At 65.6% G+C, this 25,976-nt stretch carries 27 protein-coding genes, 3 pseudogenes and 1 riboswitch; of the genes and pseudogenes, 19 read left to right on the top strand and 11 right to left on the bottom strand.

Annotated features, from left to right (window positions below; translation table 11 throughout):
- The first annotated feature begins 53 nt into the window (after positions 1–53).
- Positions 54–578: a permease gene (locus ACQR3T_RS26810; protein ID WP_428695575.1), complete on the top strand. Its 525-nt coding sequence runs from the start codon at positions 54–56 to the stop codon at positions 576–578.
- Here the strand turns inward: ACQR3T_RS26810 and ACQR3T_RS26805 are convergent.
- The 3 genes and pseudogenes from ACQR3T_RS26805 to ACQR3T_RS26795 all read right to left on the bottom strand — a co-directional run bounded on the left by ACQR3T_RS26805 (position 493) and on the right by ACQR3T_RS26795 (position 1,387).
- Complete coding sequence (locus ACQR3T_RS26805) at positions 493–675, bottom strand: hypothetical protein (protein WP_428695655.1); 183 nt, start codon at positions 673–675, stop codon at positions 493–495. The two genes, ACQR3T_RS26810 and ACQR3T_RS26805, sit on opposite strands and share 86 nt — an antisense overlap.
- Positions 676–790: 115 nt before the next feature.
- A pseudogene (locus ACQR3T_RS26800) lies at positions 791–1,237 on the bottom strand (tetrahydrofolate dehydrogenase/cyclohydrolase catalytic domain-containing protein); the annotation flags it as partial.
- Positions 1,238–1,243: 6 nt separating this feature from the next.
- Entirely contained in the window at positions 1,244–1,387 is a 144-nt protein-coding gene (locus tag ACQR3T_RS26795; protein ID WP_428695574.1) for a hypothetical protein, read from the bottom strand.
- 22 nt (positions 1,388–1,409) lie between these two features.
- Positions 1,410–1,500: riboswitch (ZMP/ZTP riboswitch) on the bottom strand.
- Between the two features lie 61 nt (positions 1,501–1,561).
- Here ACQR3T_RS26795 and ACQR3T_RS26790 point away from each other — a divergent pair.
- Entirely contained in the window at positions 1,562–1,975 is a 414-nt protein-coding gene (locus tag ACQR3T_RS26790; RefSeq protein ID WP_428695573.1) for an HIT family protein, read from the top strand.
- 2 nt (positions 1,976–1,977) lie between these two features.
- On the opposite strand, the gene ACQR3T_RS26785 is transcribed toward ACQR3T_RS26790, so the two are convergent.
- Positions 1,978–2,457, bottom strand: a complete 480-nt coding sequence (locus tag ACQR3T_RS26785; RefSeq protein ID WP_428695572.1) for a winged helix-turn-helix domain-containing protein — start codon at positions 2,455–2,457, stop codon at positions 1,978–1,980.
- A 263-nt stretch (positions 2,458–2,720) separates the two neighbouring features.
- Between ACQR3T_RS26785 and ACQR3T_RS26780 the strand changes: the two genes are divergently transcribed.
- On the top strand, positions 2,721–3,134 hold the full coding sequence (locus ACQR3T_RS26780; protein WP_317565182.1) for a GNAT family N-acetyltransferase: 414 nt from the start codon (positions 2,721–2,723) through the stop codon (positions 3,132–3,134).
- Here the strand turns inward: ACQR3T_RS26780 and map are convergent, their stop codons facing one another.
- Both map and ACQR3T_RS26770 read right to left on the bottom strand, forming a co-directional pair.
- On the bottom strand, positions 3,135–3,902 hold the full coding sequence (gene map, locus ACQR3T_RS26775) for a type I methionyl aminopeptidase (protein ID WP_428695571.1): 768 nt from the start codon (positions 3,900–3,902) through the stop codon (positions 3,135–3,137).
- Between the two features lie 50 nt (positions 3,903–3,952).
- Positions 3,953–4,744 (bottom strand): SUMF1/EgtB/PvdO family nonheme iron enzyme, encoded by a 792-nt coding sequence (locus tag ACQR3T_RS26770; protein ID WP_428695570.1) that lies wholly within the window; start codon positions 4,742–4,744, stop codon positions 3,953–3,955.
- A 128-nt stretch (positions 4,745–4,872) separates the two neighbouring features.
- Here ACQR3T_RS26770 and ACQR3T_RS26765 point away from each other — a divergent pair, with 128 nt between their 5' ends.
- From ACQR3T_RS26765 to fgd, 10 genes and pseudogenes are all read left to right on the top strand, one after another.
- Positions 4,873–6,234 carry a sulfatase family protein gene (locus ACQR3T_RS26765; RefSeq protein ID WP_428695569.1) on the top strand — a complete coding sequence of 454 codons (1,362 nt, stop codon included), beginning with the start codon at positions 4,873–4,875 and terminating at the stop codon, positions 6,232–6,234.
- A 62-nt stretch (positions 6,235–6,296) separates the two neighbouring features.
- Positions 6,297–7,088 (top strand): trehalose 2-sulfotransferase, encoded by a 792-nt coding sequence (gene stf0, locus ACQR3T_RS26760; protein WP_428695568.1) that lies wholly within the window; start codon positions 6,297–6,299, stop codon positions 7,086–7,088.
- Entirely contained in the window at positions 7,085–8,014 is a 930-nt protein-coding gene (gene cysD / locus ACQR3T_RS26755; protein WP_428695567.1) for a sulfate adenylyltransferase subunit CysD, read from the top strand. Before stf0 ends, cysD begins: the two co-directional genes overlap by 4 nt.
- On the top strand, positions 8,014–9,873 hold the full coding sequence (gene cysC / locus ACQR3T_RS26750) for an adenylyl-sulfate kinase (RefSeq protein ID WP_428695566.1): 1,860 nt from the start codon (positions 8,014–8,016) through the stop codon (positions 9,871–9,873). The genes cysD and cysC overlap by 1 nt, the downstream gene beginning before the upstream one ends.
- A pseudogene (locus tag ACQR3T_RS26745) lies at positions 9,870–10,229 on the top strand (AAA family ATPase); the annotation flags it as partial. The gene cysC and the pseudogene ACQR3T_RS26745, both read left to right, overlap by 4 nt.
- A 468-nt stretch (positions 10,230–10,697) precedes the next feature.
- A pseudogene (locus tag ACQR3T_RS26740) lies at positions 10,698–10,790 on the top strand (GNAT family N-acetyltransferase); the annotation flags it as partial.
- Positions 10,770–11,102 (top strand): GNAT family N-acetyltransferase, encoded by a 333-nt coding sequence (locus ACQR3T_RS26735; RefSeq protein WP_428695654.1) that lies wholly within the window; start codon positions 10,770–10,772, stop codon positions 11,100–11,102. The pseudogene ACQR3T_RS26740 and the gene ACQR3T_RS26735, both read left to right, overlap by 21 nt.
- An 8-nt stretch (positions 11,103–11,110) precedes the next feature.
- Positions 11,111–11,263, top strand: coding sequence for a hypothetical protein (locus tag ACQR3T_RS26730; RefSeq protein WP_428695565.1), 153 nt, complete (start codon positions 11,111–11,113; stop codon positions 11,261–11,263).
- Complete coding sequence (locus tag ACQR3T_RS26725) at positions 11,260–11,592, top strand: YidH family protein (protein WP_428695564.1); 333 nt, start codon at positions 11,260–11,262, stop codon at positions 11,590–11,592. Before ACQR3T_RS26730 ends, ACQR3T_RS26725 begins: the two co-directional genes overlap by 4 nt.
- Before the next feature lie 64 nt (positions 11,593–11,656).
- Positions 11,657–12,670, top strand: coding sequence for a glucose-6-phosphate dehydrogenase (coenzyme-F420) (gene fgd, locus ACQR3T_RS26720; RefSeq protein WP_032401751.1), 1,014 nt, complete (start codon positions 11,657–11,659; stop codon positions 12,668–12,670).
- On the opposite strand, the gene ACQR3T_RS26715 is transcribed toward fgd, so the two are convergent.
- The gene (locus ACQR3T_RS26715; RefSeq protein WP_428695563.1) at positions 12,671–13,195 is read right to left on the bottom strand and encodes a nitroreductase/quinone reductase family protein; all 525 of its coding nucleotides are present in this window, start codon (positions 13,193–13,195) and stop codon (positions 12,671–12,673) included. It abuts the gene before it with no gap.
- 60 nt (positions 13,196–13,255) lie between these two features.
- Here ACQR3T_RS26715 and pta point away from each other — a divergent pair, with 60 nt between their 5' ends.
- Positions 13,256–15,382 (top strand): phosphate acetyltransferase, encoded by a 2,127-nt coding sequence (pta, locus tag ACQR3T_RS26710; protein ID WP_428695562.1) that lies wholly within the window; start codon positions 13,256–13,258, stop codon positions 15,380–15,382.
- Positions 15,379–16,569, top strand: coding sequence for an acetate kinase (locus ACQR3T_RS26705; protein ID WP_428695561.1), 1,191 nt, complete (start codon positions 15,379–15,381; stop codon positions 16,567–16,569). The genes pta and ACQR3T_RS26705 overlap by 4 nt, the downstream gene beginning before the upstream one ends.
- Here the strand turns inward: ACQR3T_RS26705 and ACQR3T_RS26700 are convergent.
- The 3 genes from ACQR3T_RS26700 to ACQR3T_RS26690 are packed head-to-tail and all read right to left on the bottom strand — an operon-like array spanning position 16,566 to position 21,320.
- On the bottom strand, positions 16,566–19,040 hold the full coding sequence (locus tag ACQR3T_RS26700) for a tetratricopeptide repeat protein (protein ID WP_428695560.1): 2,475 nt from the start codon (positions 19,038–19,040) through the stop codon (positions 16,566–16,568). The genes ACQR3T_RS26705 and ACQR3T_RS26700 overlap by 4 nt on opposite strands.
- 7 nt (positions 19,041–19,047) lie before the next feature.
- Positions 19,048–20,019, bottom strand: a complete 972-nt coding sequence (locus ACQR3T_RS26695) for a glutamate ABC transporter substrate-binding protein (protein ID WP_428695559.1) — start codon at positions 20,017–20,019, stop codon at positions 19,048–19,050.
- Positions 20,016–21,320 carry a hypothetical protein gene (locus ACQR3T_RS26690; RefSeq protein ID WP_230592338.1) on the bottom strand — a complete coding sequence of 435 codons (1,305 nt, stop codon included), beginning with the start codon at positions 21,318–21,320 and terminating at the stop codon, positions 20,016–20,018. The genes ACQR3T_RS26695 and ACQR3T_RS26690 overlap by 4 nt, the downstream gene beginning before the upstream one ends.
- An 86-nt stretch (positions 21,321–21,406) precedes the next feature.
- Here ACQR3T_RS26690 and ACQR3T_RS26685 point away from each other — a divergent pair, with 86 nt between their 5' ends.
- Genes ACQR3T_RS26685 through ACQR3T_RS26670 form a run of 4 tightly spaced genes read left to right on the top strand, consistent with a single transcriptional unit; the run spans position 21,407 to position 25,163 of the window.
- Positions 21,407–22,243, top strand: a complete 837-nt coding sequence (locus ACQR3T_RS26685) for an NUDIX hydrolase (RefSeq protein ID WP_428695558.1) — start codon at positions 21,407–21,409, stop codon at positions 22,241–22,243.
- A gap of 36 nt (positions 22,244–22,279) precedes the next feature.
- Positions 22,280–23,407, top strand: a complete 1,128-nt coding sequence (locus ACQR3T_RS26680) for a LolA family protein (RefSeq protein WP_428695557.1) — start codon at positions 22,280–22,282, stop codon at positions 23,405–23,407.
- A complete protein-coding gene (locus ACQR3T_RS26675; RefSeq protein WP_428695556.1) occupies positions 23,404–24,354 on the top strand; it encodes an ABC transporter ATP-binding protein in 951 nt (316 codons plus the stop codon). The genes ACQR3T_RS26680 and ACQR3T_RS26675 overlap by 4 nt, the downstream gene beginning before the upstream one ends.
- Positions 24,351–25,163 (top strand): ABC transporter permease, encoded by an 813-nt coding sequence (locus ACQR3T_RS26670; RefSeq protein WP_032380245.1) that lies wholly within the window; start codon positions 24,351–24,353, stop codon positions 25,161–25,163. Before ACQR3T_RS26675 ends, ACQR3T_RS26670 begins: the two co-directional genes overlap by 4 nt.
- Here the strand turns inward: ACQR3T_RS26670 and ACQR3T_RS26665 are convergent.
- A complete protein-coding gene (locus ACQR3T_RS26665; RefSeq protein ID WP_428695555.1) occupies positions 25,153–25,962 on the bottom strand; it encodes a lipase family alpha/beta hydrolase in 810 nt (269 codons plus the stop codon). The two genes, ACQR3T_RS26670 and ACQR3T_RS26665, sit on opposite strands and share 11 nt — an antisense overlap.
- Between the last annotated feature and the right edge of the window lie 14 nt (positions 25,963–25,976).

Raw genomic sequence — 25,976 nt, 5'->3', positions numbered from 1 at the left:
GATCGGGTCTCGACTCGCGTGGGGTACGGCCACGCACGATCTACGATGGCCTCATGACTGCCGATCCGACCACGCCCGCACCGTCGACCAGCTCGGCGAACTGGAAGAGGCGGGGCATCCTCGTCGGAGCCGGCATCGTCCTGTTGTTGATCGCGTACTTCATCCTGGCGGCATTTCTTCCGCGCTGGTGGAGTCTGCGGGTCGAAGAACTGGCCGACCGCACGTTCACCAAGGGCATTCTGTGGGGCCTGCTGTTCGGCATCGTCTGCACGTTCGCGCCGCTGGTGTTCTTCTGGAGCGCCTGGACGGTCCGCAAGGGTAGGGCGGGCAAGCAGCTTGCCATCGGGTCGGTCGTCCTCGCCGTCGTCACTGCGATTCCGAACCTGTTGACCCTCACCATTGTCCTCGGTACCAGCAATGCCGCCCATGCCGGTGAACGCACCCTCGACACCAGTGCGCCGGGTTTCCGCGGCGCAACGGCACTCGGCGCGATCATCGCCGTGGTTCTGGTTGCTTTGTTGGTCTTCGTGGTGGTGCGGCGAAACCGTCGCCGTAGAGCTGCCGCTCTGTCGCAGTAAGCGTCTGCTCCAGCAGCAGCGCTATGGTCATGGGCCCGACGCCTCCGGGGACTGGAGTGATCGCCGACGCACGCTCCGCGGCGGCCGCGAATTCCACGTCGCCGACATTGCCTGCGTTGTACCCCGCGTCGATTACAACGGCACCGGGGGGCGATCCACGAGCCTCGGACCAGCTCGGCGTGCCCGGCCGCGGCAATCACGATGTCTGCGCGCGCCACCTCGGCCTCCAGGTCAGCGGTTCTGGAGTGGCAGTAGGTGACTGTCGCGTTTCTGCCGAGCAGCAAGAGGCCCACCGGTAGCCCGAGTATCGGGCTGCGGCCGACCACGACGGCGCGCCTGCCCGAGATTTCGATGTCGTACGCATCGAGCAAGCGCAGAATTCCTCCCGGCGTGCACGATCGAAACCCAACCCCGCCGAACGCCGTTGCAGCCAAGGACGCCGTCGTGACGCCGTCGACGTCCTTGGCGGGCGTGATGGCGTCGAATGCCGCACGTTCATCGATGTTTTCGGGAACGGGATGTTGCAGCAGGATTCCGTTCACTTCCGGATCGGCCGATAGATTCTCGATAACGGCGATCAACTCGGACGTTGTCGTCTCGGCGTCCAATTCGACGCCTCGTGACCTGATGCCGACTTGCTCGCAACGACGCGCCTTCATGTTCAACTACGTTCGTGACGCGGGGTCGTCCCCAACGAGAACAGTGGCCAGAACTGCGGCGGCACCGTTACTTTCGAGTGGTGCCCCTGACCGCGTCGCCGTGTGCGCCAGGATCTCTGCTGCGACCACTGCGCCATTCAAAATTTTCATCGGTCCTCCACACGAAGATCGTGTGAAACACCCAGGCGGTCGGCGCTTCCTTCGGTGAACTGATCGCAGCACTCCCCGGTGGTACTCCACCTTCGCCAGTCATGCTGTGCGACAGAGACATTACCGCTAGTCTCGACACTTGTCATGGACGAAACTTGTTTGCTCTGTAGGGAAGTGGCCGGAGAGATCGAGCTACCCGGCGACTTTCTCCATGCGTCGGACAGAGTCGTGGCGTTTCACCTCCCGGAACAGTCGATCGACGGCCTCGTGCTTCGGGGACACTCGATGGTCTCGCCGATACGGCACACCCCGAACTTCGGGACTCTGACCGACGTGGAAGCGGCCGAGGTAGGTCAGACGGTCACGGCGGTCTCACGCACCCTCACGCGGCTCGGTGCCGAGTACGTGTATGTCGCGGCGATCGGGCACAGTCATCCCCACCTGCATGTGCACGTGATTCCTCGGTGGCCGGGTGTCGATGCGTCGGTCGAGTGGTTCGCAGTTCGGGACGAGCCTGGGCCACACAGAGTCGATCGGCTCGGTGCTGAGAGCTTCGCAGCCGAGATGAAGGGTCTGATGCCCGCCTGACGTCAGGCGCTGCGCAATACCGTCGGCTCGGTGATGACGCGGATTCCCGGTTCCGGATCGAAGCGGTATCCGGTTCCTCTGACCGTGGTGATCAGTCGACCGAACTGGCCGAGTTTGGTGCGCACCCTCGACAGGTGGACATCGACGCTGCGTCCACCGTCGGATGTGTTGAGTTCGGATCGCGCGACGACGACGCGTGGATGCTGAGCCAGATACGCGAAGATCTCGAACTCGGTGTGACTGAGCCTCACGCTCTTGCCGCTCAGGATCACGTCACGCGCGGGCAGGTCGATCACCAGCGGCGCATTCAGCTCGTTTGCTTGCACATCGAAGCGAGTGAGGATTTTCGCTTGCGGCGCAAAACCTTTGGTGACACTGCGGAGTGCCTCGGCGAGTGCATGCAATTGTGGGCGGGTCAATCCCTGCAAAGACGAAGTGCCGGAATCCGAGATCCGGACGATGACTGTGGCTTCGGTGCTCATGGCTGGTCGGCTCCTGTGACAAGTGTGTGCTGCGGATACTGGGCAGTTGGTCAGCGTGGGCAGCAACAGTTCTTGTTCACCGTCACAGGGTGATCGACGGCGGGCTCGTGCGCCAGAGATCTGCTCACCGTGATCGGAACAGTTGACCGGTGGCCGTCGACGTGTTGCGATCGGGCGTGACCGATGTATGCCGACCCCGCGCCGCCCTGTTCACCCGAGCCGTCGACTGGGATCATCCCGACGCCGAAGCCCTGCGCGCGGCGATGGCCGCCGAGGTGGGTCCCCGCTACGCAGACCGGGCCGCTCTGATGTCGAAGACCCAGGCCAACGCCGTCGACGAGAGCACTGTGCACCGGACGTTCGTCGTGTATCGCCGTGACTCGGAGGGGGATGAGCATGCCGTCGGGCATGCAGCGCTGCGGTGGAACGGCTCCGACCTCGAGCTCAAGCGCATGTTCGTTCATCCCGACCATCGCGGCACGGGAGTATCGGCTGCCCTGCTGGAGGCGTCGGAGAATGCCGCCCGCGACCAGGGGCTGCCGCGGCTGATACTGCAGACCGGAGACCGTCAGCCCGACGCGGTTCGGCTGTACGAGAAGAGCGGTTACACCCGAATCCCGGTATTTCCTCCCTATGAGGTCCTGCCGTTCTCGAACACCTTCGAGAAGCGCCTGTAGTCAGGCTCGCACGGTCATGATCTCGGCACCGTCGTCGGTGATGACCACCGTGTGCTCGCTGTGCGCGGTGCGGCATCCCGTCGTACTGCGCAGAGTCCAGCCGTCGTCGTCGGTGACGAGCTCGTCGGTGTCTTCCATGATCCAGGGCTCCAGTGCCAACATCAGGCCGGGGCGAAGGCCGTAGCCGCGGCCCGGCCGCCCGTTGTTGGACACATGTGGGTCCTGATGCATCGTCGACCCGATGCCGTGACCGCCGAATTGCATGTTGATCGGGTAGCCCGCCTCGCCGAGGACGGTGCCGATGGCATGTGAGATGTCGCCGATCTTGTTTCCCGGACGTGCCGCTGCGATCCCCGCAGCCAGAGCCCGTTCGGTGGCGTCGATCATGGCGGTGTCTACTTTTCGAGGCTCGCCGACTACGAAGCTGATGGCAGAGTCCGCCGCCACGCCGCCGAGGACCACGGCGAGATCGAGAGTCAGCAGATCGCCGTCGACCAGCGCGTAGTCGTGCGGAAGGCCATGTAGCACAGCATCGTTGACAGAGGTGCAGATGTAGTGGCCGAACGGACCGCGGCCGAAGGAGGGCGCGTAGTCGACGTAGCAGGACGTCGCCCCGGCTCCGAGGATGATGTCTTTGGTCCACTCGTCGATCTCGAGCAGGTTGGTGCCGACGGTGGCACGCTCGCGGACGGTCTCGAGTATCTCGGCCACCAATGCTCCCGATTTGCGTGCGAGGGGGATCTTGCTCGGCGGGAGAATTTCGATCATGGGGCACCTTTCGTGGGTTATGCGATAACTATACCGGTATAACTATACCTCTAGGTCGGGATGCTGCAGACTCTGAAGCCGATATGACCAGTGGACGTGTCCTCGGACACGCCCGAGCGCGCCGACGTGCGATAGCGTCGACAGTAACTGGCGTGACACAGGTGCGATCCGCCACGGATCACCCCACGCCGGTCGCGGCGGGAGGCGTCGAATACGCCCGTCGTCCACTCCCAGACGTTGCCGGTGCATTCGTACAGGCCGTACCGGTTGGGGTCGAATGTCTTTGTAGCGCAGGTGTACACGGTGTCGGTCGACGAGCCGGGAAAGTGGCCGCGCCAGGTGTTCATGCGGGAGAGATCCGGTTCGCTGCCCCACGGAAACGGTTGCTGCTCCAGCCCGCCCCTGGCTGCGAACTCCCACTGAGCCTCGGACGGTAGCCCTGTCCCGGACCACGCGCAGAATGCCGTGGCGTCGCGTCGGGACACGTGAGTCACCGGGTGATCCGGCAGGTCGCGGACGGCGTCGAGCAACGATTGCGGCCCGGCCGGTGCCCGCCAGTTCGCCCCGGGAACAACGCGCCACCAGGGGGTCTCTGGAACGACGGGGGACCGGTCCTCGGCGGGAAGGGTGCCCGCGAACACGAGGGAATCCCCGAAGGTCTCGGCGTCGGTGACGAACCCGGTGGCATCTACGAATGCCGCGAACTCGCGCACCGTCACCGTGGTGATACCGATGGAGAAGCTGTCGACGGCAACTCGGCGCACCGGTCCCTCGAGGTCTTCGGGGTAGCTGAGTGGATCGTCGCTACCCATCAGAAACGCAGTTCCGTTCAGGTCCGCCATCGCGGGCGCCACACCGGAGCTCGACATGCTGGTCGGGGCACCGACGCTCCCGTTGCGGCCGGGTGTACAGCATGCGGACATGTCCTCATGATCGCATCCTGAGCCGAACGATGTGCTAGGCAATAACAATGAGTGAAGAGAACGTCCTGATTGTTCACTGGCACGATCTGGGGCGTCACCTGGGCGCGTACGGGGTGCGCTCGGTATCGAGCCCGCGCGTCGACGCGCTTGCCGCTGAGGGAATCCTGTTCACCCGCGCGCATGCCACTGCGCCACTGTGCTCGCCCTCGCGGGGTTCGTTGTTCACGGGCCGCTACCCGCAGAGCAACGGGCTGGTCGGCTTGGCGCACCATGGGTGGGAGTATCGCCCAGGTGTGCAGACCTTGCCGGCTCTTCTTGGTGAATCCGGTTGGAAAACAACGCTTTTCGGTATGCAGCACGAAACGTCGTTTCCTTCGAGGCTGGGGTTCGAGACGTTCGATGTGTCGAACTCGTACTGCGAATATGTCGTGGAAAAGGCGGACGAGTGGTTGCGTGAGGATCGCAGCCGACCTTTCCTGTTGACGGCGGGCTTCTTCGAGACGCACCGGCCCTACCCTCGGGAGCGATACACCCCGGTCGACGCCTCGTCGATAGAAGTTCCCGATTACCTGCCCGACACCCCGGAGGTCCGGGCCGATCTGGCCGAGTTCCACGGGTCGGTCGAGGTTGCGGACGCAGCGGTGGGGGAGCTGCTCGACACGCTCACCGAGACGGGGCTCGACGAGACCACCTGGGTCGTGTTCATGACCGACCACGGCCCGGCTTTCCCGCGCGCGAAGTCGACCTTGTACGAGGCAGGCACCGGAATCGCCATGATCGTCCGCCCGCCGAAGTCGCGCGGACTGCAGCCGAAGGTGTACGACGAGCTGTTCAGTGGGGTCGACCTCGTGCCGACGCTATTGGATCTGCTGGGGGTGCCGGTACCTGATGAGGTACAAGGACTTTCGCATGCAGCGCAGCTGACCGGAGATTCCGCGGTGGCTCGCGACCAGGTCTTCACGTCGAAGACCTACCACGACTCGTTCGACCCCATCAGGGCCGTGCGGACCAAGGATCACAGCTACATCGAGAACTACACGGATCGTCCGGAGCTGGACTTGCCCTGGGACATCGAGGAAAGCCCGTCCGGTCAGGCGGTTGCCGGTGCCGTGGCCGGTCCGAGAGCACGAACGGAGCTGTACGACCTACGTACCGATCCAGGAGAAACCGTCAACGTATACGGCGACCCGTCGTATCGCAGCGTCGCCGAGGATCTGGCAATGCGTCTGCACACGTGGCGTGAGTACACCCGGGACGTGATTCCGTCGGATTTCGTCGGAACCCGCATCTCCGACCGGTACACCCAGGACTACGTCGTCGTGCACGGGCTGAAGCCGACGTCTCGTTCTCCGCTCAGTGCCGAGCGAGGAATAGATGCTGCACATGACGGCGAATCAGGCAAGGGTTAAATGCTGCGAGATTGAAATAGCCTGTTGCGCGCGGTTGTTGGAGTTCGTTTACGCTCTCGTCCATGAGCGAACCCCCACGTTCCTATCTGGTGCTCGCATCGCAGCGCAGCGGCAGCACCCTGCTCGTCGAATCGTTGCGCGCGACGGGCGTGGCAGGCGAGCCGCAGGAGTTCTTCCAATACCTGCCGGGCACATCGTTGGCACCCCAGCCGCGTGAGTGGTTCGCCGGCGTCGAGGACGAGTCGATCCTTCGCCTACTCGCGCCGCTGTTGCCGGGGACCCCGGCCACGGAGACCGCCGTGCAGTGGCGGGATCGAATTCGCGCAGCCGGGCGCAGTGACAATGGCGTCTGGGGCGGCAAGCTGATGTGGAATCAGACACCGCTGCTCACGGGTTGGGCCGATGGCCTACCCGATCGATCGGGTGACGACCTGCTCTCGGCCATCCATGACGTCATCGATGACGATGTTCTTCTCGTGCATGTCCGACGCGAAGACACAGTGGCGCAGGCAGTGTCGATGTGGAGGGCGGTGCAGACTCAGGTGTGGCGTGGCAGCGCCGATCCCGAGGTCGATGCCAGAGCCGAGTACAACGCCGACGGAATTGCACATCTGCATCGAATCCTCGTCCAGCAGGAGCAGTCATGGACGGCGTGGTTCGCAGAGGCCGGTGTGACGCCACTCGACGTCGGCTTCAGCGAACTCGCCCAGGACACGACCGGCCAGGTCGGGCGGGTGCTGGCGGCGCTCGGACTCGATCCAGCGTTGGCACCACCACCTGCGCTGAAGCGGCAAGGCGATCGCCGCTCCGACGACTGGATCGACCGCTATACAGCCGAAAGGGTGAGCGCATGAGTGCGAGTCTCACGAATTCCGATCACACCACCGTCGACGAGCTCAGAATTCTCGAGGCGGAGTCGGTCCACATCATTCGTGAGGTGGTGGCCGAACTCGAGCGGCCTGTACTGCTGTTCTCGGCGGGCAAGGACTCGATCGTCCTGCTTCGGTTGGCAGAGAAAGCGTTTCGGCCGTCGCCGCTGCCCTTCCCGGTTCTGCACGTCGACACGGGACACAATTTCCCCGAGGTCATCGAATTTCGAGATCGACGCGTGCAAAGTTCGGGGCACAAGCTGATCGTCGCGTCGGTGCAGGACTCCATCGACCGTGGCCGCTCCACCGAGGTCGGCGGGCCCAATGCATCACGCAACCGCCTTCAGACGCGAACTCTGTTGGACGCGTTGGAGGAAGGCCGCTACGACGCTGCGTTCGGTGGGGCGCGGCGCGACGAGGAGCGGGCCAGGGCAAAGGAGCGAGTGCTCAGTTTCCGCGATGAGTTCGGCCAGTGGGACCCGAGGGCGCAGCGCCCCGAACCGTGGTCGCTGTACAACGGGCGCATCCGCCGCGGCGAGCAGGTACGCGTCTTCCCGCTGAGCAACTGGACCGAGCTCGATATCTGGCGCTACATCGAACTCGAAGGCCTGGAGCTTCCGTCCATCTACTTCGCGCACGAGCGAGAAGTGTTCGAGCGGGACGGGATTCTGCTCAGCACATCGGAGTTCACCTCTCCCACCGAGCACGAGCGTGCGTCGACGGAATGGGTGCGCTACCGCACAGTGGGCGACCTGACGATGACGGGAGCTGTGCGCTCGCACGCAACCGACATCGCCGGCGTCATCGGAGAGATCTCTGCGGCGACGGTATCCGAACGGGGAGAAACTCGCGCCGACGACCGAACGTCGGTGGCCGCGATGGAAGACCGCAAGCGTGAGGGGTACTTCTGATGACACGGCAACTTCTGCGACTGGCTACGGCAGGCTCGGTCGACGACGGCAAGAGCACGCTGATCGGTCGGCTGATGTTCGATACCGACAGCCTGCCGCTCGACCACCTGGACGCGGTCACGAAGGACGGCGTTGCGGACCTGGCGGCACTGTCGGACGGGTTGCGCGCCGAGCAGGAGCAGGGCATCACGATCGATGTGGCGTACCGATTCTTTTCCACCGAATCGCGGAGCTATATCCTGGCGGATACCCCCGGTCACGAGCGGTACACCCGAAACATGTTCACCGGTGCGTCGACGGCCGACGTCGCAGTGCTGCTGGTCGACGCCAGCGCCGGGGTACTGCGGCAAACACGCAGGCATGCCAGGATTTCGACGCTGCTCGGTGTCGAACACCTGGTGGCCGCCGTGAACAAGATCGACCTCGTCGGCTATCGCGAGGATCGGTTCCGAGAGGTGGAGGCCGAGCTTCGTTTGCTCGCCGAGAGGTTGGGCGGCGTCGAACTGACGGTGATCCCGTTGGCCGCGAAGGACGGCGACAACGTAGTGCACCGCTCTGCGAATACCCCCTGGTACCACGGCCCGACTCTGCTCGAGCATCTCGAGAGCATCGAATTGGCCGCTCCTGCAGCGGAACCCGCTGAGTTACGTCTGCCGATTCAATGGGTGTCTCGACCGACCGCGGGGGAGCGACGTAGGTACACCGGCAGGCTGTCGGCCGGAACACTGTCCGTCGGCGACGAGGTGGTCGCGCTGCCGTCGGGGTCTCGTTCGACTGTGACCGGACTCGACACTCTCGACGACGATCGCACGACCGCCGTTGCACCACTGTCGATCTCGGTCCAGCTCGCAGACGATATCGACATCGGCCGCGGAGACGTCCTGGTCAGTGGTGTCGACGGTGCACACGAGCCGGTGCTCGCGCGGGAGATCGACGCAACGGTGTGCTGGTTCGGCGCGACTCCGCTGCGTGCCGGGGACCGCGTGTCGCTCAAACACACCGCCAGGACAGTCCGGGCGACGGTGCAGGCCTTGCACTCCAGGCTCGATCCGGAGACTCTGGACGAGAAGGACTCGCCGGTCGAGTTGTCGCTCAACGACATCGGTATCGTGACTCTCAGAACATCGTCGGTGATCGTGGCCGATCCGTACCTGGGCAACCGAGATGCCGGTGCGTTCATCCTGATCGACGAATCCTCGAACGACACAGTCGGTGCAGGCACCATCGCAGAGGCGAGGGAAGTCAAGCCCGGCGAGCAGACCCGAAACGACATCAAGTGGCACCCCTCTGCGCTCGATCGTGCACACCGCTGGGGCGCAACGGGGCAGAGCGGAGCAACCGTCTGGTTCACCGGGCTGCCGGCCTCGGGTAAATCGACAGTGGCGGTGGCGCTCGAACGCGCGTTGGTCGAATCGGGCCGTACCGCATACCTTCTCGATGGCGACAATGTGCGTCACGGACTGTCCGACGATCTCGGCTTCAGCCCAGGCGACCGAGCCGAGAACATCCGTCGCGTCGGGCACCTGACGCGACTTCTCGCCGATGCCGGGGTGGTGGCCATTGCCTCGCTCGTGTCGCCGTTGGAATCGGACCGCGCCATCGCTCGTGCACTGAACGACGCTGCGAAGCTACCGTTCGTAGAGGTCGCCGTCAGCACTCCGTTGGAAGAATGCGAGCGCCGCGATCCCAAAGGCCTGTACGCCCGCGCTCGGGCCGGCGAACTCAAGGGGCTGACGGGCATCGACGCCCCGTACGAAGCTCCGTCGAACCCGGACCTGACGATCGACACCACCGGAGCCGACATCGACGATCTGGTGCAGAAGGTCTTGGCGGTTCTGGAGGAACACGAGCGGCGTTGAGCGGACCGACGCTGTACGTCATCTGTGGTCTGCCCGCGACCGGAAAGTCGACTATCGCGTTGGCGATCGCGGCCGAGGCACAGTTGGCGTTCGTGCGGGTGGACACGATAGAACATCACCTTGCCCTTGCGGCGTGCGGTGGTGGTTCGGCCGAACCGATCGGGCCGGCCGGTTACATGGTCGCTTACGCCGTCGCGGCCGATAATCTCGCGCTCGGAATTTCGGTGGTCGTCGAATGCGTGAACCCACTCGAGGTCACGCGTCGCGCGTGGCGAGACACCGCCAGTACAGCCGGTGCCGACATCGTGGAACTCGAGGTCACATGTTCGGATCCGAAGGAGCACCGCCGCCGGGCCGAGGCACGCTCGGTCGCAATTGTGGGCGACACCGGAAGCTTTCGGGCTCCGAGGTGGGATGAGATCGAGCGCCACGAATACGATCACTGGACAAGCGAACACCGTGTACTCGACACTGCCGGACGTACACCGGCAATGTCGATTGCTGACGCCCGTGCGATTCTCTTTCCTGTGTCCGCTCATCCTCTCGACGAACCCATTCGCAATTCTCTCGACGGCGCACTCTCTCGCTTTGCGGTCCGGCGCGGGCGGGTCATGCGGGCGGATCCCGAGGTGTCTCCGTTCCTGGTGCACCCCGACGTTCTCGATCCGCAGGACTGGGACGACATCGCTGCCCTGTTCGGACCGCGAACCGTGGTGGCACTGAACGGACCGGAACGCGAAGTGCCCGCGGGGTGGTCGCACGAGGAGACCTTCGGTTTGGTGCAACTCGTCGGCACGCACCTCGAGACGCGGCCCTTCACTGAGGCCGTCGAGCTCAAGGCCGCAGACGTCCCTGAGATGCTCGATCTGGTTCGCCGCACCGAGCCCGGACCGTTCCTGCCCCGGACGATCGAGCTCGGCACGTACCTCGGTGTTCGACGCGACGGTGCTTTGATTGCGATGGCGGGCGAGCGCATGCACCCTCCCGGGTGGACGGAAATCAGCGCGGTGTGCACCGACCCGGCATTCCGAGGGCAGGGTCTGGCCACGGACCTGGTGCGCGCGGTCGGTCACGGTATCCGCGCCCGCGGAGAGGAGCCGTTCCTGCATGCATCGGCTGCGAACGTGCGCGCCATCGACCTGTACCTGTCCATCGGATTCGAGCTACGTCGGACGTCCCATCTGACATTGGTCCGAACGCCCGCACTGAACGCGGAGCATGCCGACTGACGAGTGCGATGGTCGGTCGGTGGCTTCCGCTGGACGTGATGCGCCCGAAGAAGGACACTGCAGTGGTGCTGACTATCCGCCGCATCTCGCCGGTCTTCACCCCCGGCGATCCTGAACTCGTTGCCCATCTGATTCGCGAGCGCATTGCCGCACGGCAGTGACGCGCCCCGACGAGCGGTTCACGCTCGCCAGCGAACGCACCTTTCTCGCGTGGCTGCGGACTTCGCTCGGGCTCCTGGCCGGCGGAATTGCGATCGTTCACCTCGTTCCCGATTTCAGTACGGGATGGGTGCGGACGGCACTCGGTCTGATTCTGATCGGACTCGCCGCCGCGGCACCGATCATCGGCCTGCGGCGGTGGATGCGTGTTCGCAAAGCCCTGGAGAACGGTGCACCGATGCCGGAGTCTCGAGACCTGTGGATCTTCGCGGTCGGAATAGCAATTGTCGCGGTCATGGCTGCAGTGGTCACCGTTCTGGGGATCCAGTAGTACTCGGTGGATCACTGCGGGTGCACAATCGAAGAACTAGGACGACCAACGACAGGAGTTCGGCGTGGCGCAGGGTCTCAAACTCGGTTACAAGGCATCGGCGGAGCAGTTCGGGCCGCGTGAGTTGGTCGAGCTCGGTGTTCTCGCCGAGCAGCACGGAATGGACTCCGCGACGGTCAGCGACCATTTCCAGCCGTGGCGGCACGAAGGCGGGCACGCACCGTTCTCGCTCGCCTGGATGACTGCCGTCGGTGAGCGCACCAACACGATCCAGCTCGGTACCTCGGTGCTCACCCCGACGTTCCGTTACAACCCGTCGGTCATCGCCCAGGCATTCGCGACGATGGGCTGCCTGTACCCGGGGCGCATCATGCTCGGTGTCGGTACCGGCGAAGCGCTCAACGAGATCGCTACCGGATTCACCGGCGAATGGCCGGAGTTCAAGGAACGATTCGCGCGCCTGCGTGAGTCCGTGCGGTTGATGCGCGAGCTGTGGCTCGGCGACCGCGTCGATTTCGAGGGCGAGTACTACACGACCAAGGGCGCGTCGATCTACGACGTCCCCGAGGGCGGCATCCCGGTGTACATCGCGGCCGGCGGACCCGTCGTCGCGCGGTATGCAGGACGCGCAGGCGACGGATTCATCTGCACCTCGGGCAAGGGCATGGAGCTCTACACCGACAAGCTCCTTCCGGCTGTGGAAGAGGGCGCAGGTAAGGCCGAGCGCGACGCCGGTGAGATCGACAAGATGATCGAGATCAAGATCAGCTACGACACCGATCCCGAACTGGCGCTGGAGAATTGCCGCTTCTGGGCCCCGCTGTCGCTGACGCCCGAGCAGAAGCATTCGATCGACGATCCGATCGAGATGGAGAAGGCCGCCGACGAGTTGCCGATCGAGCAGGTCGCCAAGCGCTGGATCGTGGCATCGGATCCGGACGAGGCCGTGGAGAAGGTCAAGCAGTACACCGACGCCGGCCTGAACCACCTGGTGTTCCACGCCCCCGGTCACGATCAGAAGCGGTTCCTCGAACTCTTCGAGAAGGACCTCGCGCCGCGCCTGCGGAAGCTCGGTTAGCTACGACGACCCACCGAGATCGGCCGCGAGTGCGAACAATCGCATGTCGCGGTCGGTCCTGGTTTCGTACTCGCCGTACACCTCGACCATCGCGTCGAACTGTCGGTAGATGCGGGCCTTCTCGTCGCCGGTGATGCGGGTGGCCGTCACCGGAATCTTCTTGCCGCCGATGGCCACCACAGCCTTCGGATCGGCGAGCAGGTTGGACGTCCATGCCGGGTGATGTTGCTGACCGAAATTGGAGCCGACGACATAGATCTTGTCGGCCTCCCGGTAGTACAGCAGCGGGCTCGTCCTCGGCTTGCCGGATTTGCGGCCGGTCGTGGTCAGCAGTATCACCGGAGCGGCGATCGGGCCGAGCACGGTGAAGCGACCGTCGGATTTGGTCAGCAACCAGCGGTCGACGCCCGCGAGATTGCGGATGACCCACGAACCGGGCTTCGTCGACGCGAACTTCACGGCGGGCTTGCGGATGAACGAGGTCTCGCTGCCCCAGCGCACATCCGGGAACGGTGAATCGGCCATGGTTCATAGGACAACCGGACTGCCCTCGGTGTCAACACCGCAACCACTAGGCTAGCGACCATGGCTGAGCCCACCAGTGCCGAGACGGCCGGTATGTATCCCTCCAGCATCTATGTCGCGTCACCGGAAGGTGACTCCGGCAAGTCCACCATTGCGCTCGGTGTGCTGCAGATGCTCGCCGCGACGGCCGCCCGGGTGGGGGTGTTTCGTCCCATCGCTCGCTCCACGGACGAACCCGATTACATTCTGGAACTTCTCGTCGAGCACACCACCGCGGATCTGACGTACGAGCAGTCGCTCGGCGTTACGTACGAGCAGGTGCACACCGACCAGGATGCCGCTCTCAGTGAGATCGTCAATCGCTATCACGAGGTTGCTGCTCAGTGCGACGCCGTGGTGATCGTGGGCAGCGACTACACCGATGTCGGCAGCCCCAGTGAGCTCGGCTTCAACGCCCGGATCGCCGTCAATCTCGGTGCCCCGGTGCTGCTCGCACTGCGTGGATCGGATCGCACACCCGACGAGATCGCGCAGTTGGCGGCTCTGTGCCAGGCCGAACTACGCCAACATCACGCTCATCTGGCCGCGATCGTGGCAAACCGCTGTGCCCCCGACGATCTCGATGCGGTCACCGATGCGTTGGCGTCGGTCGGGGTGCCTGCGTGGAGCTTGCCGGAGATCCCCCTCCTCGTGGCCCCGACGATGGCCGAGCTGCTCGACGCCGTCGACGGCACCCTCTACAGTGGTGACTCGTCGCTGCTGCAGCGAGAAGCGTTGCGGGTCATGGTCGGTGGCATGACAGCCGAGCACATCCTCGAACGCCTCACCGAGGGCGTTGTCGTCATCGCGCCTGCGGACCGATCGGACGTACTGCTCGCACTGGTCAATGCCCATGAGGCCGAGGGCTTTCCGTCGCTGGCCGGCATCATCATGAACGGCGGCATCGAGCCCCATCCGGCCATCGCACGTCTGGTGGCGGGACTCGGCCCCCGGCTACCGATCCTCACCACCGACCTCGGCACGTTCGACACCGCCTCTGCCGCGGCGCAGACCCGAGGCCGTGTCGCGGTGGGATCGCAGCGCAAGGTCGACACGGCACTGGGGTTGATGGAACAGCGAGTGGACGCGAAAACCCTTCTGGGACGGCTCGACATCGCCATCCCCACCATCACGACTCCGCAGATGTTCGAGTACCAGCTGATCCACCGGGCCCGCGCCGACCGCAAGCACATCGTCCTGCCCGAGGGCGGCGACGATCGCATCCTTCGGGCTGCCGGCCGACTGCTGCAGCGTCAGGTTGCGGACCTCACGATCCTCGGCGAAGAGGGTCCTGTTCGGCGACGTGCGTCGGAACTGGGCGTCGACCTCGACAAAGCCACTGTGCTCGATCCCAACAACTGCGAGTACACCGAGGACTTCGCGGCCGAGTACACCGAGCTGCGCAAGCACAAGGGCATGACGATCGAGCGCGCCCGCGAGATCATGGCCGACATCTCGTACTTCGGAACGATGATGGTGCACAAGGGAATCGCCGACGGCATGGTCTCGGGCGCCGCGCACACCACCGCGCACACCATCAAGCCATCGTTCGAGATCATCAAGACCACCGAGGGAGTGTCGACGGTGTCGTCGATCTTCCTGATGTGCCTGTCCGATCGCGTACTCGCCTACGGTGACTGCGCCGTCGTACCGGACCCGACAGCCGAGCAACTCGCCGACATCGCCGTGTCCTCGGCGCAGACAGCGGCCCAGTTCGGCATCGAACCGCGGGTGGCGATGCTGTCCTACTCCACCGGAGAATCCGGATCCGGGGCTGACGTGGACAAGGTTCGACAGGCCACTGCGATTGTGCGCGAACGGAATCCGGAACTACTCGTGGAAGGTCCGATCCAGTACGACGCGGCCATCGAGCCGTCCGTCGCCGCGTCGAAGCTGCCCGACTCCGAGGTGGCCGGCCGCGCGACGGTGTTCATCTTCCCGGATCTCAACACCGGTAACAACACCTACAAGGCCGTCCAGCGCAGCGCCGGTGCCGTCGCCGTCGGACCGGTTCTGCAGGGCCTGCGCAAACCCGTCAACGATCTGTCCCGCGGCGCACTCGTCGAGGACATCGTCAATACCGTTGCCATCACGGCTATTCAGGCACAGGGTATTGCCGACGCAGCCAAGGAGAGCAGCGAATCGTGAGCATCCTCGTCGTCAACTCCGGGTCATCGTCGGTCAAGTTCCAACTGGTCGACCCCGGCTCCGGCGAGTCGCTGGCCAGTGGGCTCGTCGAGCGCATCGGTGAATCCGACGGCCGCGTCGAACTCGACCATCGCGGCGAGAGCGTCGAGCGTACCCAGCACATCGAGGATCACGGTGCCGGTCTGGCGCTGGCGTTCGAGATGCTCGCGGACGCGGGAATCGAACTGGGCTCAGACGTCACCGCCGTCGGGCACCGAGTCGTCCACGGAGGAACGGTGTTCTACCGTCCGACGATCATCGACGACGCCGTTGTGCAGCAGATCTCGGACCTGAGCAGTCTTGCACCGCTTCATAATCCGCCGAACGTACTCGGCATCGAGGTTGCCAGGAAGCAGCTGCCGGACGTCCCGCACGTGGCGGTGTTCGACACGGCCTTCTTTCATTCGCTGCCCGACGCAGCCGCGACCTATGCCATCGACGCGACCGTCGCCGCCGAGCACGACATCAGGCGCTACGGCTTCCACGGCACCTCGCACCACTACGTCTCCGGCCAGGTGGTGCAGTTCTTGGGACGCGATCTCGCAGACCTGAACCAGATCGTCCTGCACCTGGGCAACGGAGCCTCGGCATCGGCGGTCTCCGGGGGCAAGGCAGTCGACACCTCGATGGGCCTGACCCCGCTCGAAGGACTCGTCATGGGTACTCGCAGCGGCGACATCGACCCCGGCGTCATCATGCATCTGCGCCGCAGCGCAGGCATGAGTGTCGACGACATCGATGCGTTGCTCAACCGTCGGTCCGGGCTGATCGGATTGTCCGGGGTCAACGACTTCCGGCAACTGCAACAACGGATCGACGACGGCGACGCCTCCGCGCGGCTGGCGTACGACGTCTACATTCACCGACTGCGCAAGTACATCGGCGCGTACATGCTCGGACTCGGCCGGCTCGACGTCATCACGTTCACCGCGGGTGTCGGCGAGAACGCGTCCGCCGTGCGTGCCGACGCCCTGGCGAACCTCGAGGGATTCGGCATCGAGATCGACCCGGAGCGTAATGCAGTGCGCAGCAAGCAGGCTCGGGTCATCTCGACCGACTCGTCGACCGTGACCGTGTTGGTGGTGCCGACCAACGAGGAGCTGGCGATCGCTCGGGCGACGGACGATCTGGTTCGTGACGGCGACTAGAACAGTGAACGGGGCCGGATAGCGTTCGCCAGGTCCACCAGTGAGAAGCGATGCGCGCGATCGGTGGCGTTGCGGGCCAACGCCCGCAGCCCCTTCTCGGTGCCACGCCGCAATCCGTCCTCGGTGAACGGGACGCTGAGAATCGGCTCCCGTTCGGCCGTGGCGGCGTGGCCGGAGACGATCCAGTCCAAGGCCATCGCGAGCACCAGCGTCCGCATCTGCAGTGCCCGGCTCTCCGCCTTGGGTAGCAACGCAACTCGGCGGGCAGCGGAACGGAAGTCGGCTTCGGACAGTTCGGCTCGCGAGCGATCCATCAGCAGCGTCAACACACTGGTCATGCGCGCCATCGAGTAGTGCCGTGAACTGATCGGTACCTGGTCGAGAGCGGCGATGGCCCCGGTCTGATCGCCGCGCCGCTGCAACTGCCGGGCCAAGCCGAACGCCGAGCTCACGATGCCGCGGTTGGTACGCCACACAGCTCGGTAGAGGCCCTCGGCTCGGGCTCGCCATTTCTCGGCTTCGTCGGCTTTGCCCGCGGCGACGTGACCCAGCAATTCCGAAGTGGCACCGAGAGCGAGCTTGGGGGCCAGCTCTCCGGGCATCGCTCCGAGCACGTTGTCGAAACTCGTGAAAGCAGAATCGTATTCGTGATGCAGCAGCGCGATCAGGCCTGCGTACCACTGCACCCGCCACGGATCGGCGGCGTGGTCCTCGGACTGCACCTTGGCCAGAATCTCGGTGGCCTCGACGACGTTTCCGAGATCCAGATTGGCTTTGACCTCGGCGAGGGTGATCTCGACCCCCAGGTCGACAGGAGACGAGGAAGTCATGGAGTCCTTGGGCTTGTCCGCGCCTGCAGTGACACGTTCGATGCCGTTACGTTTGGCGTGCTGCAGCGAGTCCAGGGTCTGGCGAGGTTCGACGTGTACGGCCGCCGCGAGCAAGGGCGCGCTGGGATCATTGGGGTCCACCAGTGGAACGGGAAGCGCCGCAACAACTTCGGCTGCGGTCATGCGTTCGTGGCGTACCGTGCCGTCCACGTAGGTGTCGGTACGGCCCACCGACTGCTCGGTTCCGAAGGTGGTACGAGGCGGGCTGAACACCGTGGACAGGCCGGGGCGCTCGACGCCGGTTCGGATGGCCAGAATCTCGCGTAGCACCCCGGTCGCTTGCCCGGCGAATTCGTCCGCTGATCGAAACCGTCGAGCGGGGTTCTCGTGCGTGGCGCGCAGCAGCAGTCGGTGCAGTGACGGAAATTGCTGCAGCACTTCGGAGTCTTCGACCGACGGCAGGCCCTCGAGATACTTTCCGTTCTTCGAGGGCATGTCCAGCGTCAGTACCGCGAGCGTGCGGCCCACCGTGAAGATGTCCGACGCCACCGTCGGTCCCGTCTTGACGATCTCCGGTGCCTGGTAGCCCACCGTGCCGTACAAGTAGCCGTAGTCCTCGATACCCGCGACCGCGCCGAGGTCGATGAGTTTGATCTGGTCGTCGGAGACCATGATGTTCTCGGGTTTGAGGTCGTTGTAGACCAGGCCGATCGAATGCAGGTAACCCAGTGCCGGAAGCACTTCCAGGACGTAGGCGAGTGCCTGCTCGACGGGCATCCTTCCGCCGTCGCACGTACCGAGGATGTCGCGCAACGACCGTCCACCGACGTACTCCATGACGATGAAGCCGACGGTCGACCCGTCACTGCGGGGTTGCTCGACGAAGTTGTAGATCTTGACGACGCCGGGATGCGCTACCTCCGCCAAGAATTGACGCTCTGCGACCGCGACTGCGTGGGCTTCCTCGTCGCCGAAGTGCAGTAGTCCCTTGAGCACCACCCAGCGGTCGCTGACGTTGCGGTCGATGGCGAGATAGATCCAGCCGAGTCCGCCGTGCGCGATACAGCCCTGCACGTCGTACTGGCCGACCACTCGATCGCCCGGTTCGAGCAGGGGCGTGAAGTCGAATGTCGTACCGCAGTGTGGACACACGCCCTTGGCGATGTCGGGCTCGCCCGGCTCGCTGCCGCCGACCTTGGCGTTGCACTTCCAGCAGAACCGCTTGTGCTGCGGCACCGTCGGATCCGACATCACCGCAGTTTCGGGATCGACCGGCTCCACCCGGGGCACGTCGACCAGCCCGCCCCCGAGTCGACGTCGAAGGCCGGTGCTGCGCGATCGACCGGATCTGGACCTACCCGTCCTGGAACGGGTCGATGCGGCCCGTGTTGCAGCCGATTTCGCTGTTCCGCGTTCGGTCGAGCCGGCGTCCGGTGAAACGGGTCCCGGCGTCCGTGCGGTCCGATCGTCGATCGGTGCCCGTGACACGGCTGGGCTTTCCGACACTGCTGGGTTATTCGACACTGCTGGGCTTCTCGAAACTGCTTGGGTGCGTTCGATTCCGTCGGTTCCCGACTCGGCCCGAAAGACTGCCTGCGTCTTGTCCGCTGGGGCAGTGGGTTGCTGTTCGTCGTCGTCCATGATGCCCCTAGTCGCAGTACGATGCGGTAGGCGGGCCGGGGGAGGGGCCGAGGACCGTCAGCCATCGGTTGTAGATGCGATTCCAGGTTCCGTCGGCGCGAATGCGCGCCAGTGTTCCGTTGACGAACCGCACCAGATCCTCGCTGTCTCGGTTGATCCCGACCCCGTAGGGCTCTGGGCTCAGGCTGTCGCCGACGATCTCGAGGTAGGGATCCTGCGCAGCCAGACCGGCGAGAATGGCGTCGTCGGTGCTGATCGCGTCGACCTGTCGTTGTTGCAGCACCACAAGGCAATCCGACCACATCGGCACAGTGACCACGGTCGCTGCGGGTTGCATTCGCTGCAGTCGTCGCAGTGAGGTGGTGCCCTCGACGGCGCACACGCGCTTGTCCGCCAGGTCGCCGACGCCGCGGATACCCGAACCCTGCACCACCAGAATCCGGTGCTGCGCCTGGAAATACACGGTGGAGAACTGGACGTCCTTGCGTCGAGCGCACGTGATGGTCATGGTCTTCACCACAATGTCCACCGAGGAATCCTGCAGGGCCTCCAGCCGTTGCGCCGAGGTCAGAATGCGAAAGTCCAACCTGTTCGGATCGCCGAAGAGGTCCCGCGAGATTTCCCGCGCGATGTCGACGTCGAACCCGACCAGCTGCCCGCTCATCGGATCACGGAAGCTGAAAAGGTTGCTGCCCGTGTCGAGTCCGACTACCAGGCGGCCCTTCGCGCGCAGTGCGTCGATGGTCGGTTGCGGTACCGGCGGAGCGTCCGTGCCGGTCGTGAGTGGGCGCAGGCTGGCGGTGGGGCGGGCGCACTCGTCGTCGGCCGGAGTCTCGGTCGGCCGAGCGGCTACGGATGCCCCGTCCGGTAGCGGCGGTTCGGAGAACGTCGTATCGACTTGTGGCGCAAAGCTTTCCGGCGGGGTGCAGCCGACCAGCAGTGCGGTGGTCAGGAGGCCGACAGCGAGCAGACGTTTCACAGATACTCACGCAGCCTCGGGAACAGGCCGACACCGAACGCCACCGAGGCGACGACGGTGAGCACGTACGCGCCGTTGGACAAGCCGGACAACACACCGACCGAGCGGTCGATGTTGGACCGTAGTTCGGCTCTCGCGTTCTCTATGCCGTCGACCAGAACACTGTCCAGTGCAGTGAAGGCGGCGGCCGAATCGGATTCCGAGGTTCCGGTGGCGATGGCGACCGCGCCGTTGAAGTCGCCGACTTCGAGCGCGGAATCGATACGCGCATGCGAGCCGGACCACGTGTTCAACGCGTCGATCACCGCGGTATCACCCTGGAACATCTCCGACATGCGAGAGACGTTGGCGTCGAACGATTGTCCGTAATCCTGACTGCCGCCGCGGCGTGCGAGATCGAGGGTCTCGTCCGCTCTGGCCTGTTGGGCCATGATGAAACCCGTCGTGTACGACTTCAGCGGCGCGACACCGCGATCGAGCGCGCGGTCGGTAGCGATCGAGGAGATCAGACCCACCACCAGCATCCAGCCGAGCAGGCCGACGACAGCGGCTGTGGCACCGAGGAATCCGACGTTCAACGTTCGACGCGTCGTTCGCGAGAGGTACCACTGCGCCAGGCCGGTCATCATCAGCAGGAACACCACCGACCCGATCGCGAAGAACGGCGGGCTGGTGAACCGTTCCTGATCGGCCGACACCCGTGATGCCTGCTCGGTGTACAACTTCTCGGCCAGCGGCAGCAGACTTGTCTGCATCATGGTCGAGGCCTCACCGAGATACGCCGCCCCCACCGGGTTCCCGCTCCGGTTGTTGGCCCTGGCCGTCTCGACCAGACCGCTGTACACCGGCAATCCGGCGGCGATCTGCGTCAGCACCGCACTGGTGGCCTCGTCGTTCTCGGTCACTCCGGCCGACGCTGCGATCAGTTCGGACGACGCCTCGCCGAGTGCCTGCGAGTAGCGTTCGCGTACCTCGGCCGGTTCGAGACCGCCGGCGATGAATGCGGTTGCGGCAGCGGAATCGGCCACCGACAGTGCCCCGTACAGATTCTGCGCCGAGTTCGCGAACGGCTCGGTCCGCACCAGCAGTGTGCCCAAGGTGTCCACCCGCTCGGTGACAGCCGTGGACGCCAGATTTCCGACCGTCAACGCCAACACCACCAGCGCGGTTCCCATCGCGACCAACCGCGCAGGCGTCGAACGCATCGTGTAGCGAACCGGTGGCTTGCCGGCAACGGTACCGACGGGAGTGGCCGTTGTCGGAGGCACGGCAGCGGAGGGGGTAATGCCGGCCGCGATCACGTCACCGAGCATATAAGCAGGCGGACCGTACTGCAGCCACTACAGCACAGTCACTACACGCGGACGATTCCCCTAGGGTGGTGAGCATGCGAGGTGACGGGGACGGGTGGGTGATCGGTGCCGACGGTTCTCGGCACTGGGGAAAGCACGGGGCCGCCGGACTGTTGCTCCGCGCACCGTCGAACACCGGAGAACCACTCGTACTGCTGCAGCACCGAGCACTGTGGAGCCACCAGGGCGGAACGTGGGCGCTGCCCGGCGGGGCCCGGGACTCTCACGAGAGCACCGAGCACGCGGCCATACGCGAGGCGCACGAGGAAGCAGGTATCGCGGCCGAACAGCTGTGCGTTCGGAGCGAGCGAGTCACGGCGAGTGTCGCGAGCGGCTGGTCGTACACCACCGTCGTTGCCGATACCGATCATCCACTGACCACCGTGCCCAACGGTGAGAGCACCGAACTGCGCTGGGTACCGGAATCGACCGTCGCCGACCTCCCGCTGCACCCGGGGTTCGCATCGAGCTGGTCGGCGCTGCGCACAGTGCCGCTGCGGGTACTGCTGGACACCGCCAACGTGCTCGGTTCACGACCCAACGGCTGGTGGAAGGACCGCGCCGGATCGACCGGCGCACTGCTCACCTCGCTCGCCGAGACGCTGCCACGCACCGTCGAACTGCCCGGCGGCCAATACGGGTGGCTCACCAGAATCGAGGCCGTCCTCGAAGGCGAGGCCCGCGGCGCGGTGGTGAACGACCCGCGCACCCGGACGATTCTCGCGAACGGCAGCGGCGACGACACCTTGGCCCATCAGGCCCGTCTCGACGGAGATCTGACGGCGCTGGTCACCGCCGACCGCGGACTGCGCGACCGGCTGCCCGACTCGGTGCAGGTGTTGACGCCGTCGACCGTCCTCGGCTGGTTGTAGAGAACCTGGAGTTCGACCGCGGTCGGTTCTGCTCACATGCAGCACACCGGGTACGTCCGTACGGTCGAAGAGGTGCGCAAGAAGTGGCGGTGGCTGGCGGTGGTGCTCGGCATCGCCGTGCTCGTCGCCACCCCCTCGGTGATCGAGCGCTGGCCCGTCGAGGCGTCGAACATCACCGCGGCCGAACTGCTCTCCCGAGTCCAGTCCTCCACCGCGACGCCGTACTCGGGCTACGCCCAGGCGGTCGGCGGTGTCACTCTGCCGGTGACCGACGGACTCGGTGGCCTTCCGGATCTGTTGGGCGACACCACAACCCTGCGCGCCTGGTATCGCAGCCCGGACAGCTGGCGGATCGACACCGTGCGCCTCGCCGGGGAGCGTGGCCTCTACCGGAGCCCGGCTCGGCTGTGGAGTTGGGACTACGAACAGAACACGGCAGTGGTGACACCGGTCCCCGAGCCGAGCCTGCGCCTGCCTCGCGAAGCCGACCTGCTGCCCCCGGAGCTCGGGCAGCGGTTGCTCAGCGAAGCGATCGCCGATGAGGTCACCCGACTGCCGGATCGCCGGATCGCCGGCCGGGACGCCCCTGGCCTCCGGCTGATCCCCAGCGAGTCGCAGAGCACCGTCACCGCGGTCGACGTGTGGGTCGACCCCGACAGTGGGTTGCCCCTTCAGGTCGACGTGCTGGGCGACGGCGCCGCTCGCCCTATCGTCAGCACCGCCTTCCTCGACTTCTCCTCCGCGACCCCCGACGCCGACACCGTCCGCTTCGTCCCGCCGCCGGGAACCGATGTGCAGCAGCAGGACGGTCTCGACATCGCCTCGTTTGCCGACGGGATCGACGCCGCCGGTCTTCCGTCGACGCTGTCCGGACTCGACCTGATGGACCGCGGCGGCCAGGGTGCGGTGGGAATCTACGGCCGCGGAGTGACCGAGTTGATCGCCGCTCCGCTGCCGCGTCGCGCCGCGCGCGGGCTCGTCGACCAGCTGCGGGAAGCCCCTGGCGCAGTCGTCACCGGCAACAGCGTCGCGCTGTCGATCGGGCCGCTCAACGTCCTGATCACCGAGCCCACCGCCGACCGGCGTCGCTACCTGCTCTCCGGCACCGTCACCGCAGAAACCCTGGCCACCGCCGCCCAGCAGCTCGAAGGAGCAGCCACATGATCCGCACGACCGGCCTCACCAAGAGCTACGGATCGGTGCGAGCAGTCGACGGCGTCGACCTCGATGTGCGCGCCGGCGACATCTACGGCTTCGTCGGTGCCAACGGCTCCGGCAAGACGACGACCGTGCGGATGCTGCTCGGTCTGGTTCTGGCCACCGCCGGGCAGATGCAGGTGCTCGGTGAGGAGATGCCGCGGCGACGCAGGAGCGTGTTGCCGCGGGTGGGAGCGCTGATCGAGAACCCCGCCGCCTACCCCAATCTCTCGGGACGCCGGAACCTCACGCTGCTCGACGCGGCCGGGCCGGGTGGTGCCCGGCGCACCCGGACCGCCCGCGTCGGCGAGGCTCTCGAGCAGGTGGGCCTCGCCGGGGTGGGACGCAGACCGGTCAAGCAGTACTCGCTCGGCATGCGGCAACGCCTCGGCTTGGCCGCGGCACTCATGCGCACCCCCGAGCTGCTGATACTCGACGAGCCGACCAACGGTCTCGACCCACAGGGAATCCTGGAGATTCGAGAGTTGCTCCTGGGCCTGCATGCGAAGGGGACCACAGTGTTCCTCTCCAGCCACCTGCTGGCCGAGGTGGAACAACTGTGCGACCGAGTGGGCGTGCTCGATCGGGGTCGCCTTGTTCTGCAGGATCAGCTCTCCGCGTTCCAACAGCCCACCGGCCGAGTGCTCGTGGGCACCCCGGACCCGGCCGAGGCCGTCGCCGTGCTCGCCGGAGTCCAGAACGCCACCGTGCTCCACCGTGAAGGACAGCAGCTCGTGATCGAACACCCCGACTCCGCCCTGCTCAATCGACTGCTCGTCGAAGGCGGGGTCCGAGTGAGCGAGCTGACGACGCAGCAGATGAGTCTGGAGCAGTCCGTGCTGGCCGCCACCGGCGCCAGCGCCGACCGAGTCGACGGTCCTGTTCGCTCCACCCGGACGGAGGTGACCGCATGATCGGCGTCGAGCTGCGCGCGATGCTGAGTCGACCCCGCACCTGGGTCGTCATCCTTCTGCTCAACCTGCTGCCCACGATCGTCGCGGGCCTGCTGGCACTCACCGACATCGGTCCGCGACCCGGCGAAGGCCCTGCCTTCCTGTCGGCAGTGACCACCAACGGCCAGCTCTTCCCGCTCGCCGCGCTCGCCATCGTGCTGCCGCTGTTCCTGCCCGTCGCGGTGTCGGTCATCGCCGGCGACGCCGTCGCCGGGGAGGCCCAGGCCGGCACCCTGCGCTACCTGCTGGCCCGCCCGGTGGGACGGACCAAGCTACTGGTGGCAAAGCTGATCTCGGTGGCCGCCTTCGTGCTGCTCGCCGTGGTCATCGTGGCCGCCGTCGCGTACTTCGTCGGGACGACGCTGTTCGACACCACGTCGTTGGCCGGCGTCTCCAGCGTGTCGGGCACGGTGCTGACCGATCAACAGGTCGCCGTGCGCACCGTCATCGCCGTGCTCTACGTGACTCTGTCCATGCTCGGAGTCGCTGCCATGGGGTTGTTTCTCTCGACCCTGACCGACTCCCCGCTTGCCGCGTCGCTGGGCGCGTTGGCCTTCCTCATCGCCAGCTCGCTGCTGCTGACCCTGGACGCGGCCGACGCCATTGCGCCGTACCTGCCGACGCGGTACTGGCTGGCTTTCGTCGACCTGTTCCGCGATCCGGTGCCGACGCGGGACCTGGTCCGCGGCGTCGGTCTGCAGGGCGTCTACGTCGTCGTGCTTCTCGGCGCAGCATGGGCGAACTTCACGACCAAGGACATCACCAGCTGAGACGGCTGCAATCAGCTGCGCCGAGCTGGGTGGTGGAGTTGCCGTCCAACTGGGCGGAGACCATCGCGGCGACGAGAGGATCGCGGGGCAGGTTCCCGTGATCGACGGTGGAATCCGCACACACGCTCTGGACGGGGATGTCGATCGCCCCGTCGAGTTCGGCCGAGGTAGGCGGGGCCACCACCTGATCCACGTCGGTCCAGATCGACACCCACTGCGGCCCCTCCGGGGTCTCGTCGCCGGAGTTCAGGGCGGCGAGTACGGAGCTGTCCGGGGCGAGCTGCTGACAGGCCGTCGGGCATTGGTCGGGCAGGACCTGGGCCGCCAGCCCCGCCACCTGGGTGCCGTGGTGCGGGGAGCCGAGAGTCACGATGCGCCGGGCTTGCTCGCTACCGCCCAGGTCGGCTGCCCAGATCCGGGCCACCACACCGCCTGCGGAATACCCGACGACGTCGACCGACGTCGCTCCCGTTCGAGTCAGAGCTGCGTCGGCGGCGTCCCGCAAGGTGCCCGCCTGCACGGTCAGGTCGCCGACGCCGCCGTCCGGCAGGGCCACCACGGTGGCGTCGCGACCGTCTTCTCGCAGCGCGGCCGCGAGCACGTCGAGCGCATCGGTGGAACCGCCGAAACCGGGGACCAGCAGCACCGGGCCGGGCACCGACTGGTCGACGCTCGCGACGGGGTCATCGGTACGGAGCGACGACGCAACAATCGCAGCGACGACGACGACCCCGACCGCAACCAGGACGAGGAGAGCGAGGACGAACCGGCGACGGGCCGGGGCGAGGGAGGAGAACACTCCGTCCAGTGTGC

The sequence above is a fragment of the Rhodococcus sp. IEGM1428 genome (assembly GCF_050321865.1).
In the GTDB taxonomy this organism is placed as follows: domain Bacteria; phylum Actinomycetota; class Actinomycetes; order Mycobacteriales; family Mycobacteriaceae; genus Rhodococcoides.
The sequence above is the reverse complement of the archived record's forward strand: the minus strand, read 5'-3'. Positions and strand labels throughout refer to the sequence as shown.

Excerpts from the sequence above, each read along its gene's own strand:
- pta (WP_428695562.1), top strand. The coding sequence starts at position 13,256 with ATGGCTGAGCCCACCAGTGCCGAGACGGCCGGTATGTATCCCTCCAGC.
- map (WP_428695571.1), bottom strand. The coding sequence starts at position 3,902 with ATGATCGAAATTCTCCCGCCGAGCAAGATCCCCCTCGCACGCAAATCG.
- ACQR3T_RS26700 (WP_428695560.1), bottom strand. The coding sequence starts at position 19,040 with ATGGACGACGACGAACAGCAACCCACTGCCCCAGCGGACAAGACGCAG.
- ACQR3T_RS26670 (WP_032380245.1), top strand. The coding sequence starts at position 24,351 with ATGATCGGCGTCGAGCTGCGCGCGATGCTGAGTCGACCCCGCACCTGG.
- ACQR3T_RS26730 (WP_428695565.1), top strand. The coding sequence starts at position 11,111 with ATGGTCGGTCGGTGGCTTCCGCTGGACGTGATGCGCCCGAAGAAGGAC.
- ACQR3T_RS26715 (WP_428695563.1), bottom strand. The coding sequence starts at position 13,195 with ATGGCCGATTCACCGTTCCCGGATGTGCGCTGGGGCAGCGAGACCTCG.
- cysD (WP_428695567.1), top strand. The coding sequence starts at position 7,085 with ATGAGTGCGAGTCTCACGAATTCCGATCACACCACCGTCGACGAGCTC.
- stf0 (WP_428695568.1), top strand. The coding sequence starts at position 6,297 with ATGAGCGAACCCCCACGTTCCTATCTGGTGCTCGCATCGCAGCGCAGC.
- ACQR3T_RS26770 (WP_428695570.1), bottom strand. The coding sequence starts at position 4,744 with ATGGCGGACCTGAACGGAACTGCGTTTCTGATGGGTAGCGACGATCCA.
- ACQR3T_RS26680 (WP_428695557.1), top strand. The coding sequence starts at position 22,280 with ATGCAGCACACCGGGTACGTCCGTACGGTCGAAGAGGTGCGCAAGAAG.
- ACQR3T_RS26810 (WP_428695575.1), top strand. The coding sequence starts at position 54 with ATGACTGCCGATCCGACCACGCCCGCACCGTCGACCAGCTCGGCGAAC.
- ACQR3T_RS26675 (WP_428695556.1), top strand. The coding sequence starts at position 23,404 with ATGATCCGCACGACCGGCCTCACCAAGAGCTACGGATCGGTGCGAGCA.
- ACQR3T_RS26685 (WP_428695558.1), top strand. The coding sequence starts at position 21,407 with ATGCGAGGTGACGGGGACGGGTGGGTGATCGGTGCCGACGGTTCTCGG.
- ACQR3T_RS26785 (WP_428695572.1), bottom strand. The coding sequence starts at position 2,457 with ATGAGCACCGAAGCCACAGTCATCGTCCGGATCTCGGATTCCGGCACT.
- cysC (WP_428695566.1), top strand. The coding sequence starts at position 8,014 with ATGACACGGCAACTTCTGCGACTGGCTACGGCAGGCTCGGTCGACGAC.
- ACQR3T_RS26765 (WP_428695569.1), top strand. The coding sequence starts at position 4,873 with ATGAGTGAAGAGAACGTCCTGATTGTTCACTGGCACGATCTGGGGCGT.
- ACQR3T_RS26780 (WP_317565182.1), top strand. The coding sequence starts at position 2,721 with ATGGCCGCCGAGGTGGGTCCCCGCTACGCAGACCGGGCCGCTCTGATG.
- ACQR3T_RS26795 (WP_428695574.1), bottom strand. The coding sequence starts at position 1,387 with ATGAAAATTTTGAATGGCGCAGTGGTCGCAGCAGAGATCCTGGCGCAC.